The organism is Frankia sp. CeTa3Moorea (genome assembly GCF_978021225.1).
Window position 1 is genome coordinate 1 of sequence record NZ_CDXDOR010000014.1, and the last position, 11857, is coordinate 11857.

The window sequence follows — 11857 nt, forward strand, 5'->3', positions numbered from 1 at the left end:
CACGACCGCCATCCCCACGGGGGCCGGCGCCGCCGCGGCCCCCGCCCGATGGGACTGGAGGCAGGCCGACGCTCCGCTGCTGTGGCGCTACCATCTGCACTACTGGGACTGGGCATGGGCATTCACCACCGAGGCTGTCCAGGGGCCGGCGATGTTCGCCCGGCTGTATCTGGCCTGGCGGACCTCGGTGGCCCTAGGCGATCCGGTTGCCTGGTCGCCCTATGTCGTGTCGCTCCGGGCCTGGACGCTGTGTGCCTTGTGGCCCCGGCTCGCGCGGGGAACGCCCGCCGAGATGGCGGTCCTCGCCGACCTCGGCGTCTGCCGGTCCTTCCTGCGCACTCATCTGGAGACCGACGTCGGCGGGAACCACCTGCTGAAGAACTACAAGGCACTGATCGGGCTGGCGGTCGCCGATGACGACGCCCGCGGCCGCCGACGATGGGTCGACGCGCTGCTGCGCGAGCTCGATCGGCAAGTCCTCAGCGACGGTGGACACTACGAACGCTCCCCCACCTATCACTGTCAGGTGCTGGCCGACCTCGACGACGTCGCCGGGCTGCTCACCGCGGCGGGCCACGCGGTGCCCGGCGCACTGCTCGACGCGGCCGGCAGGATGCGGGCCTGGCTGACGGCCGTGCTCGGACCGGACGGTATGGTTCCCACGCTCAACGACGGATTCGCGGTGCCCGCCGAGGCCCTGCGGCTGCTTCTCCCGGCTCCGGTGAGATCGACGCCGATCTCCGTCCAGGCTCCGGGTCCGGGTCCGGGCCCGATCCCGGCACCGCGCCCGGCCGAGATGCCGACCTCGACGCCGCAGCCGACCGTGGGGACCGCGCACCGTCCGCGGACGCCCGCCTCTGACCAGACCGGCGGCCTTCTGCTGGTCGACAGCGGTCTCGCCGTGCTGACGGCGGGACCGTGGCATCTGCTCGCCGACGTGGGCCTGCCCTGTCCCGAGGACCTTCCGGCCCACGCCCACGCCGACACCCTCGCGTTTCTGCTCTGGCACGACGGCCGGCCGCTCCTGGTGGATACCGGGACCTCGACCTACGCCCCCGGACCGGACCGGGACGCCGAACGTGGTACCGCCGCCCACTCGACCGTCATCGTCGATCACGCCGACTCGACCGAGGTCTGGGGCGCGTTCCGGGCGGGCCGCCGGGCCCGTCCCACTCTTGTCACGATGCGCCACCACGAGAACGTGGCGACGTTGGCCGCCGGCCATGATGGCTACCGCCACCTTCCGGGGCGACCCGTGCACTGGCGGACGTGGCGACTCGACCCGAGTGGGTTGTCCGTCGACGATCGGATCACCGGGGAGGGCCGCCACCACGTCGAGGTGCTGTTCCACTTCGCCCCCGGGGTGTCCGTCACCGCCGCGGCGGTCGATACCAGGCAAACCAGTACCGCTTCGAGCGGGACCAGCCGGAACGCGGCCACCCGGAGCGGGGCCACGGATGCGCTCACGGTGAGCACGTCCCAGGGGCGGCTGGTCCTGCGGGCCGGCGGACCGGGGCGGTGGGTGGTGCGCTCCACCCGCCGGGCGGTCGGATGGAGCCGTACGGTGCCGGCGTACACCGCCGCGTACGTGATCGATACCGAGCTGCCTGTCGCGGTACGCACCACGGTCGTCCACGAGGTCCGCTCCGGCAACCTGCGCTCCGGCAACCTGCGCTCCGGCGACACGGAATCGTCGCCCGCCCGCCTCTGACCCACACCCGGACCTGACCCACCCCGGTCACACCGCATCACCACGAAACCGAACAAACTGCCCGACAGGAGAACACCGTGCCGACCCTGTCCGCCCTACGCCCTTTCGCGGAACGGCTCACCCACCATCTGGTGGTGGCCCGCCGCCTGCCGCCGCCCTTCCAGGCGACGCGCATCTACGTCTCTTCCGAGGCGGGTCTGAAGTATCTGCGCCCCAGTCTCGCCGCCGTCGATCCGGTCCTGACCGACCTGGTCGGCGAGGTCGTGCGCCCCGGCCACGTGGTCTGGGACATCGGCGCGAACGTGGGACTGTTCGCCTTCGCCGCCGCGTCCGCCGCGACGTCGTCCGGCACGGTCGTCGCGGTCGAGCCCGACACCTGGCTGGTCGGGATGTTGCGCCGGTCGCAGACACGGTCACCACGCCGCGGCGGATCATCGGCCACCGATGGCCGTGCCACGGTGAAGATCCTGCCCGCCGCGGTCGGCGCGGCCCCGGGGATCAGCACGTTCCACATCGCGAGTCGCAACCGCGCGACCAGCCATCTGGACGGATTCGGCAGCAGCCAGACCGGCGGCACCCGCGCGGCGCAGCTCGTGCCGACCTTTACCCTGGATGGCCTGCTCTCCCATTTCCCGGCACCGGACGTCGTGAAAATCGACGTGGAGGGGGCCGAGCACGCGGTCCTCAGCGGTGGACGCCGGCTTCTGGGCGACATCCGCCCGACCGTGATCTGCGAGGTCACCGGACGCAACGCCGAGGCCGTCGGCGACCTGCTGCGCGGGCACGGGTACCGCATCGTCGACGCGGAGGTTCCGCCGCCGGCTCGGCAATTCCTGACGGCGGCACCCTGGTCCACGTTGGCCGTGCCGGACGTCCCGCCCGCCACCGCGCGACCCGCATCCGGGCAGGTTCCCGAGCCCCTGGTGCGCGCATGAGGACCACGGCGGTCATCGTCCACTGGGGGCCGACCGCGCCGACGATGGATCTGGCCGCGCAACTGGCGGCGATACCTCGGATCAGCGAGGTCGTCGTGGTGGCGAACGATCTGCGAGGACGGCCCGACGGCATCGGGGAGGAGACGGCCTGGCTCGTCCCCCCCGGCAACCTCGGTTTCGGCGGCGGCTTCCGGCACGCGTGTGACGCCTATCCGGCCACCGACTGCTATCTCCTGCTCAACAATGACGTCCAGCTCGTGCCGGCCACCGTCGACGCCTGTCTGGAACTGCTGTCCCGCCCGGACGTGGGCATCGTCGGACCCACTCTGGTCAACGCCGACGGTCTGCATCCGGGCTTCGCCGGACTCACCCGCGTCTTCACCGTGCCGCGCGCCCGCCGGACCCCCACGGACCACGCCGATGACGTGCCGTGGGTCACCGGCGCGATCACCTTTATCAAGGCCGAGTGTCATCGGCAGGTGCCGATGGCCGTTCGGTACTTCCTGTACTACGAGGACGTGGATCTCTGCCACCGCGCTCAGGCGGCCGGGTGGCGTGTCCTCGTCAGTCCGGCCCAGGCCTGGCACACCGGTGGTGGGACGGTACCCAGCAACGGCTACACCTACTACACGGTGCGCAACCGGCTGTGGTTCGCCCGCCTCCACGGCCGCCCGCGGCAGGTGGCGCTGGTGACCGCCTGGCTGCTCCTGGCGGTGCTGCCCCGGGTCGCCGTGTCCGAGCTGGTGCGCCGGCGCGGAATCGTCCGTGTCCACTGCGGCCTGCGCGGCGTCGTGGACGGTCTCGCCCGCATCCCCGACATCGACCAGACCCTGCCCGGGGAACCCCGGGCGTCCCGGTGGAGTACGTGGACGCGCGAGGCCCGCTCCGTCCCGCGTCCTCGCCCGGCCCGGGACCGGCCGATCGGTCCACCGGACCCCGCGGGGGGAACCGACCGGCGGGAGAAGGCGGCCGGCACGGGGGAGCTCACCCGTCCCGGCTGAGCGTGACCACCACCCCGTGGCGGTCGACCACCTGGAAGCCCAGTCCACGCGCGGCGTCGAGCAGGTCCGCCGCGGTGACGGGCCGTCCCTCGAAGGTCGTGTCGTGCATCTCGAACACCGCTCGACGGCACCGGTCCAGCGCGCCCGGATCCCCCAACAGAAACGACGCCTCCGCACCCTCGATGTCGCTGACGAGGTCGAATTCCGCGATCCTCCTGCGTACCAGCAGGTCCCGAAGCGTGGCCGCCGGAATGGTGACGGTCCGCCGCGACGCGTCGTCCCACAACCGGGAACCGAGGTTGTTCCCGACGAGGGCGAACGCCACCGGGCCCACGGCCTGCGTGATCGCCCGGTTCTCCACGTCCAGGGTGATGTGCCCGGCGTACGCGGCCAGGCGTCGCGTGAGGCCCTCGATGAGGTGGGGATTTGCCTCCACGCACACCAGCCGCGAGCCGGGTGCCAGCCGCGAGGCGATATGCGCGCTGGTGATGCCCAGACTCGCACCGAGTTCCACGACGGTGCCCGAGGTCGTGAGATGACGGCGGATCATCCGGATCTCGGCCCCTTCGTACAGCCGCCAGAACAGCGCCGCCCGCGCCTGCGGGGTGAAGTCGCGGTCAGCCACGTCGAAACGCAGCCCGTGGTTGGGGACCCGGTTGCGGGTGGCCGCCGCGATGACTGTCCCCACCGCCGGGGACGTCAGGACACCGGCGATCGAGATCTTGGTTCGGTAAAGAACATCACTGGCGTCCATGAGTAGGATCTTTTCCCTTCGTTGCGGGCCGGGCACCGCCGTAGGCGAAACGTGCCGTCAGGAACAGCACGGCCAGCTGGATGGGCAACGCCGCGAGGAGGTCCCCCACGCTGCTCTCGGAGTTGACCAGTTGGAGGAAGAGCGGAACGAAGATCACGATGTAGCGCAGATCCTTCGCCGGGTCCCACGCCTCGTCGATCAGCCGGAAACCGGCGCCCAGCAGTGCCATGCCAACCAGCAGGGGAAGCAGGCCCCCGTGCAGATAGAGGTCGGTCTGGGGGGAGACGGCGGCCGCGGAGTAGATCCGGGCGTTCCCCGAGAGGTACTGCTGTTTGAACTCGTAGCCGGTGGCCCTGATCGGTTTGTCGGGCCAGACCGCCCGGGGCACGGCGGTCAGGACGGGAGCCAGGAACAGCTCGTTGATGTCCCGGTAGGGAACGATGTCGGGAGACAGCTGGACGACGATGGCCAGACTGTCGATGCCCCGCATCCGCGAGGTCAGGTACTCCAGCGGTGACTCCGCGGGGCCTTCCCCCGCGGGGGCGTCCCCGGACAGCGTCTGGCCCAGCACGGTCGGCGCCATGGACACCGCCGACTGGGCGTCCAGGGTGTGGCTCTGGCTGCGTACCTGGGCCCGGTAGGAGGCGTTGTAGGGAATCAGCACGAGGACGAAGACGGCGGCGGCCGCGGCGATCCACCGCATTGGAAGCCAGCCGCGGGCGACGGAGAACGCGATCAGCACCCCCCACACGCTGGTCGCGAACACCCCCTTCATCCCGCTGGCGACGGCGAAGAGGATCTCGATGGACAGCAGGGCGACGAAGGCCCGCCGACGCCCCCCGCCCCGGGCCAGATCGACGGCGGCGATGAGGAGGGCGGACATCCCGAGGCCGCCGAGCAGGGTGAGCGGCTGGGCGTAGGCACTCGCCTCGGAGACCTTCTGGGACGCGTCGCCCAGGTAGGCATACTGGCCCAGGAGGATCTGCAGGACCCTGGCCGCCACCGAGATCCCGCACAGAATCCACGGCACGTTCCGGCCGCGCAGCCGGGTACCGGTCCCGGGCGCCGCCGCGGCGGCAAACCGGGTGGCCGCGCGCGTCACCATCCGGCCCGGGCCGAGCAGGTATCCGCAGGTCCACAGCGGCAGGGCGAGGCTCGCCAATGCGAGTGCCCGCAGCACGCCGTCGAGATGGATCTGCGGGGTGTCCAGCTGGGGGGTGCGCCAGACCAGTGACACCAGTCCGAACGACATCCCGGTCCACAGCAGGTACCAGGGGCCGAGACGGAACAAGCCCAGCCCGTAACCACGTCCCGCTCGCGCACCGACCAGGAGCAGCGCAGCGAGGCATTCGAACGTGAACGCCACCGAGCGCAGGACCACCCGGTCGGACTCGGACGGCATCCGGAACGCCTCGACGAACCACGGCGCCACGCTGACCATCACGATCATCAGCCACAGCAGCGGCGGGCGGCGGGCGGCGTAGGCAACCCTCCCACCCGGCACGGCCGGGGCGATCACCACGGCGCACCCGAGGGGATCGGCGAGGCGTCGCCGGTAGGCGTGCCCGAATGGCGCCGCGGACATCCCGCGAGCGGGCAGGCGGCCCGGGACGTCCGCCAGCGGAGAGCCCGCCAGCAGAGAAGATCAGGCATGCCCGACCCTCACGCCGTCTGGTCGCGGGGCAGCGGCGTGCGCCGCAGGGTGACGGCGACCTGTTCGAAACGCTCCCAGCCGTCGTGGAGCGCGAGCACGTTCGGCGAGAAGACGCCCTGCCCGGTCAGCCCGCGCCGGCTCAGATTGAGGATCCGGTAGCCGGCGGCGGCCAGCAGCGAGACCAGCTCACCGGGATGGTCCCCGGCAGCCCGCCGATCCCGTTCGCCGCGGTGGCCGTTCTCGCCGGGACGGTCTCCGCCGCGGCGGGCGAGGCGGGGCGGCATCGCCAGCAGGAGGGCCGGCCGATGCGCCCGTAGGAGCTCACCGGCGCCGCGCAGCACGTCGAGGCCCTCGGCCTCACCACCGATCCTGACCAGGTCAGGCGGTCGGTGCCGCGCGGCGTAGGCATCGAGGGTGATGGTCGTCGCGCCCGGGATAGGCACGGCGCCCGCCGCGGCGGTGGCGCCCACCGCGGCGGTAGACAGGTGGACACCCGAGAGCCGGTTGCGCTCGACCAGGGCCGCGAGCGTCGCCCCGGTGCGCGGTGCTTCCTCGAAGGCATGCACCTCGCCGGCCGCTCCCACCACCCCGGCCGCCCACAGGGTGTAGATCCCGAGGCCAGCAGCGACGTCATAGCAACAGTCACCGGGGCGCAGAACCGCGTCGAACACCGGCGCGAGCGCCGGTGTTCGATAGCGGGGACCGCTGTAGGCGTTCGCAGAGCCCTGTACCCATCGGGTCAGCCAGCCACGACCGCGCAGGTCGGGAAGGACCGCGGCCAGACGTCCCGCCAGCCGCCAGCGCAGCGGACCGGCACGACGCCCGGGGATCGTCGCGAGGTTTCCAGAGCCATCCCGGGTCACATGCTTAAAGTAGCCGACCTCTCACAAAGAGCAATGGATTGAGGTCACGAATCCGCCGCGTCGCCCTCGCCCACCTTGACCGCCAGCCCCGGTCCGCCACCCCCCGGTCCGCCACCCCGCACGGTGAACCCGTCGCGGTCACCGCCAAGCACGTCCGAGCCCGCCGGTGGCTCCTGACAGGGCACCACCCACGGGGACCGCGGCCGCTCGACACGTCCGTGGAACCAGGCCACGGTGCGGGCAAGCCCGTCCCGTACGTCCACCAAGGGTCGCCACCCGAGCGCCTCCCGCGCCAGCGTGATGTCGGGGCAGCGCACGGTGGGATCGTCCTTCGGCCGCGGAACGAAGGTGATCGGGACGTCAGCCCCGCACACCTCCACGACGAGCCGCGCCGCATCAATGATCGTCATCTCCTGGGGGCTGCCGAGATTCACCGGACCAGGAAGGTCGCTGTCCAGCATGCGCACGACCCCCTCCACCAGATCGTCGACGTAGCACAGCGACCGAGTCTGGCGACCCTCGCCCGCAACGGTGACGGCCTGGCCACGCAGGGCCTGCGCAATGAAGGTCGGGATGGCGCGCCCGTCGTCGGCGCGCATCCTCGGCCCATAGGTGTTGAAGATCCGGATGATCCCGGTGGACGTGCCGTGGGTGGCGCGGTGGGCGGTGGTCAACGCCTCAGCGAAGCGCTTGGCCTCGTCGTACATGCTCCTCGGACCGATCGGATTGACGTGGCCCCAGTACTCCTCCGGCTGGGGGTGGACCCGGGGGTCGCCATAGACCTCCGAGGTGGAGGCCAAGAGGAACCGGGCGTTCTTGCGATATGCCAGATCCAGCAGGTTCGCGGTACCCGACGCACCGACCGACAGGGTCTCCAAGGGCAGGGCCCGATAGTCCACCGGGGACGCGGGGGAGGCGAAGTTCAGCACGGCGTCGACCGGACCAGTGACGTCGATCGGCTCGGTCACGTCCCGCCGCAGCAAGCGGAACCCGCCATGCCTCCGAAGATGGTCGATGTTGTCCGGCCGGCCGGTGAGGAAGTTGTCGACGCAGATCACCTCGGCGCCCCGAGCCAGCAGGCGGTCACAGAGATGGCTTCCAAGGAAGCCGGCCCCGCCGGCGACGACGACCCGCCTGGTCACTCCAACCACCACCCGTGAGTAAGGAAAGCCGGGCCATGGGCGTCACGTTCCGCTATCGGTCGACAACGACACCGCGCGCCCCTCAGACAGTCCTCCTTCTATCACTGACAGTGATAGAAGGAGGACTACCACGGCGGGGAACCCGCGTGTCGACGCCGCAACCGCCACCCACCGCCACCCGGGCCCTACCGGTTCCCGGCACCCCGGCACCCGCGACCCGCGACCCGCGACCCGCGACACGCATCTACAGACAGTTGCTCGATTAATACTTTGAGTGACAGAGTCGGATCGATTCGTACTGGCGCACGGCCCACCCGGTCCGATCAGCGGTCATTGCGAGGAGGAACAGCCGGCTCATGACCTCCGTCCACAGGTCGACGACGGTGGCAGTCGTCGTATCGCACGCGATTCAGCATTTCGCGCCGCTGTACCGGGCGTTGACCGAACACGAGGTGGATCTTCGGGTGCTCTTCCTGTCCCGATCGGGCCTGGAACGCTACTTCGACGCGGATTTCGGCCTCGACGTGCAGTGGAAATCGGACATCGTCACCGGTTATCACCACGAGTTCATCGCGGACCTGCCGCTGCGCCCGGGCTGGCGGCAGCCCGACGCCACCCGGCAGATGGTTACCCGGACCTGGGCGGCCCTGGACCGGCTGCGCCCCGCATGCGTGCTCGTCTACGGATACCGGTACGCCCATTCCCTCGCGGCGCTCGCCTGGTGCCGGCGACGGGGCGTACCCGCCCTCATGATCAGTGACAGCGAACTCCTCGGCCAGCGAACCCCCGCCGTCCGCGCCGTCAAACGGCTCACGCTGCCCCACCTGATGCGTTCAGTGAGTGCATTCCTCACGATCGGCGACAACAACGAGGCGTACCTGGCCCACTATGGAGTCCCCGCCACCCGCATGTTCCGCACGCCGTATCCCACCGATGAGACGGTGCTGCGGGCCGTACTAGCTCATCGGGAGAAGCATCGAACGGCGATTCGCGCCGAGCTGGGTATCGCCCCGGACGCCCTTGTCGCCCTGTTCGCCGGAAAGATGATCTCTCGGAAGCGCCCCCTCGACATCGCGGACGCGCTGCGCGTCCTCACCCGCGCCCCCCGGGGTCCGGTCGACCGGGAAATCATCGTGATCATGGCTGGGGACGGAGTGTTGCGCGCCGCTCTCGACGCGGTGGCCGCCGAGCTCGGCGGCGCGTTGCGGATGGTCGGATTCGCCGACCAGGAACGGCTCCCCCGCCTGTACGCGGCCAGCGACCTCTACCTGCACCCCGCCGAGCGGGACCCGCACCCGCTGGCGGTCAAGGAGGCGGTGCTCTGCGGCCTGCCGGTGGTGGTCAGCGACCGGGTGGGCTCCACCGGCCCGACCGACGATGTCCGTCCCGGCCGCAACGGCCGGGTTCACCCGGTCGGCGATGTGGACGCGCTCGCACGGATCCTCGGGGAGCTGCGCGCGCGCCCCGACGTCCTGGCCAGGATGGCCCAGGAGTCGGAGAAAGTGATCGGCGACATCGAGCTCGCCGCGTCAGTGGACGGCTTCCTGCGCGCCGTTGCCCATGTGCGCGACACCGCTCGGCGCGGATGACCAGAGCCGTCAGCCGAATCGCCGGGCCGTCATGACCGGCCCGCTCGCGAGCCGGCTTCCCCGCTCCACCGTCGCCGTACTCGCCGGCAACGCGGGCACGCTGGTCGTCGGGACCGCGACCGGCGTCCTGGCCGCCCGCACCCTGGGGCCAGTGGCCCGCGGCGAGTTCGTCGCGCTGCAGACCTGGGCGGGCATGCTCGCGATGGTGTTCGCCCTGGGTGTCTCCCAGACACTGGTCACCGATGACGGTGAGGACCGCGCGCTGCTCGGCCCGCTGCTCACCCAGACCGTCGCGTCGGCGCTGCTCGCCGCGGTGCTGTTCACCGTGGTGCCGGCGCTGATCACTGTGGGCCCGGGCCGTTCGGGCGGCGCGGGAGCCGGGCGGGGACCCGCCTGGGACACCGTCGCCGTGCTGGGCGCGACCTGCTTCACCGCCGCGGCCGTGGCCGCCTCCAACGCCGCCGGGCTCGCGCAGCGCCGCGGTCGGATGACCGGCGAGTTCCAGCTCGTCCGGCTGCTACCGGCGGCGGCGACACTGGCCGCGTTCGCCGCGCTCGCCGGCAGCGGAGTCCGCGATCCAGGATCGTGGATGCTGGCCCTCGGCGTGACGGCCCTGCTACCCCCACTCGGGTACCACGTGGCAGTGCTCGGCGGCCTTCCCGCGCTCGCGCGGCCGGGACGCCTGCTGCCCCGGCGCCGTTTCATGCGGTCCGCCCTGGGGGCCTACGGCACCGTCGTCGGGGCTCAGCTCATCTACAAGCTGGACATGCTGCTCGTCGCCACCTTCCTGGCCGCCGAGCAGGTGGCCTTCTACGCCGTCGCCGTCGCCCTCGCCGGCGCCTGCACGACCGTCTGCCAGGCAACCGGCATGGTGATGTTCAGCCGGCTCCGTACCCTGGTCGATCCCCGGCAGCGGGCCCGGGTGGTGCGCCGCGCGGTCATCGCCACCGTCGCCCTCGCCGCCGCAGTGGCGGGTGCGATCACCCTCGTCACGCCGACGGCCATCCGCATCGTCTACGGCACGCGGTTCGCCCCCGCCGCCCCGGCCGCCCAGGTCCTCGTGCTGGCGACCATCCCGCAGTCCGTCGATTACCTGCTCACCCATGTACTGCTCGGGTTCCGTGCCGCCCGCACGGTGCTTGCCATCCAGGTCCCGGTCGCGCTGTCGACCGTGCTCGGGCTCGCGGCGGCGCTGCACGACGGCCGCTTGCCGATCGTGGCCGCGGTGTCGGGGATCACCTACACCGCCTCGGCCGTGTTGCTGCACCTGGCCAGTACCCGCCTGCTCGCCCGCGCGGCAGGCGCCTCACCCAGCAGCGCCCCCCCGGACGGCACCTCACCCAACAGCGCCCCCCTGGACGGCACCTCACCCAACAGCGAACGGAGCCCGACGGCCCCCGGCCCCATCCCCTTTCCGCGCTCACCCCTCTCATCAGGAGCCATGATGACCACGACGCCGACCGTTGCCCCGCACGACCCGACCGTCGCCCGTCACGACCTTTCCGATACCTCGGTGCGGTATCTCGATCTGCTTCGCACGACGCTGACCTGCTCTCTCTGGGATGGTCGGGACGGCGGTGCGTGGGAGCCGCGCACCGGCGCGAAGAGGATACTGGTACGAGCCTTCCGCAGCCAGGGAATGGAAATCGTCAAGAGGAGCGCACCGGGCGCCCGGACCGACGGCCGGGACTGGCCGCGGCTGGCGCTCACGATGACCGGCGACCACCGGATGCGCAACCTCCAGGAGTGCACCGAACGAGTCATCGTCGACGGCGTCCCAGGCGACCTCATCGAGACCGGGGTCTGGCGGGGCGGCGCGTGCATCCTCATGCGCGGGGTGCTCGCCGCCTACGGCGTCCCCGACCGCACGGTCTGGGTCGCCGACTCGTTCGCCGGCCTGCCCGCGCCCAATCCGGGGCGCTACGCCGCCGACACCGGCGACCGCCACCACGAGTACGCGGAGCTGTCGGTGTCCCTCGAGCAGGTGCGGGACAACTTCCGCCGCTACGGCCTGCTCGACGATCAGGTCCGCTTCCTGCGCGGCTGGTTCCGGGACACCCTGCCCACCGCGCCCATCGAACGCCTCGCGGTCCTGCGCCTCGACGGCGACATGTACGAGAGCACCACCGACGCGCTGACGGCGCTTTACCCGAAGCTCTCCGACGGCGGCTTCTGCATCGTCGACGACTATGGAGCCGTTCCCGGCTG

At 71.3% G+C, this 11857-nt stretch carries 9 protein-coding genes; 5 read left to right on the forward strand and 4 right to left on the reverse strand.

The window, feature by feature from the left end; genetic code table 11:
• The 3 genes from AC08OV_RS04560 to AC08OV_RS04570 all read left to right on the forward strand — a co-directional run.
• Positions 1-1711, forward strand: a 1711-nt coding sequence (locus tag AC08OV_RS04560) for a heparinase II/III domain-containing protein (RefSeq protein ID WP_476619339.1), incomplete at its 5' end; no start/stop codon positions are given.
• 77 nt (positions 1712-1788) lie between these two features.
• Positions 1789-2646 carry an FkbM family methyltransferase gene (locus tag AC08OV_RS04565; protein ID WP_476615210.1) on the forward strand — a complete coding sequence of 286 codons (858 nt, stop codon included), beginning with the start codon at positions 1789-1791 and terminating at the stop codon, positions 2644-2646.
• Positions 2643-3647, forward strand: coding sequence for a glycosyltransferase (locus AC08OV_RS04570; protein ID WP_476615211.1), 1005 nt, complete (start codon positions 2643-2645; stop codon positions 3645-3647). Before AC08OV_RS04565 ends, AC08OV_RS04570 begins: the two co-directional genes overlap by 4 nt.
• Here AC08OV_RS04570 and AC08OV_RS04575 read toward each other — a convergent pair.
• The 4 genes from AC08OV_RS04575 to AC08OV_RS04590 all read right to left on the reverse strand — a co-directional run bounded on the left by AC08OV_RS04575 (position 3631) and on the right by AC08OV_RS04590 (position 8060).
• Positions 3631-4401 carry an FkbM family methyltransferase gene (locus AC08OV_RS04575; RefSeq protein WP_462187905.1) on the reverse strand — a complete coding sequence of 257 codons (771 nt, stop codon included), beginning with the start codon at positions 4399-4401 and terminating at the stop codon, positions 3631-3633. The two genes, AC08OV_RS04570 and AC08OV_RS04575, sit on opposite strands and share 17 nt — an antisense overlap.
• Complete coding sequence (locus AC08OV_RS04580) at positions 4388-5986, reverse strand: hypothetical protein (RefSeq protein ID WP_476615212.1); 1599 nt, start codon at positions 5984-5986, stop codon at positions 4388-4390. Before AC08OV_RS04580 ends, AC08OV_RS04575 begins: the two co-directional genes overlap by 14 nt.
• Before the next feature lie 77 nt (positions 5987-6063).
• Complete coding sequence (locus AC08OV_RS04585) at positions 6064-6918, reverse strand: class I SAM-dependent methyltransferase (protein ID WP_476615213.1); 855 nt, start codon at positions 6916-6918, stop codon at positions 6064-6066.
• 44 nt (positions 6919-6962) lie between these two features.
• Entirely contained in the window at positions 6963-8060 is a 1098-nt protein-coding gene (locus tag AC08OV_RS04590; protein ID WP_476619340.1) for a UDP-glucuronic acid decarboxylase family protein, read from the reverse strand.
• A gap of 383 nt (positions 8061-8443) precedes the next feature.
• Between AC08OV_RS04590 and AC08OV_RS04595 the strand changes: the two genes are divergently transcribed.
• Complete coding sequence (locus tag AC08OV_RS04595) at positions 8444-9649, forward strand: glycosyltransferase family 4 protein (RefSeq protein ID WP_476615957.1); 1206 nt, start codon at positions 8444-8446, stop codon at positions 9647-9649.
• 1444 nt (positions 9650-11093) lie between these two features.
• Positions 11094-11857, forward strand: a 764-nt coding sequence (locus AC08OV_RS04600) for a TylF/MycF family methyltransferase (protein WP_476619352.1), incomplete at its 3' end; no start/stop codon positions are given.

Bases quoted from the DNA above. Each gene is read 5' to 3' on its own strand.
- AC08OV_RS04570 (WP_476615211.1), top strand. From the start codon at position 2,643: ATGAGGACCACGGCGGTCATCGTCCACTGGGGGCCGACCGCGCCGACG.
- AC08OV_RS04575 (WP_462187905.1), bottom strand. From the start codon at position 4,401: ATGGACGCCAGTGATGTTCTTTACCGAACCAAGATCTCGATCGCCGGT.
- AC08OV_RS04580 (WP_476615212.1), bottom strand. From the start codon at position 5,986: ATGTCCGCGGCGCCATTCGGGCACGCCTACCGGCGACGCCTCGCCGAT.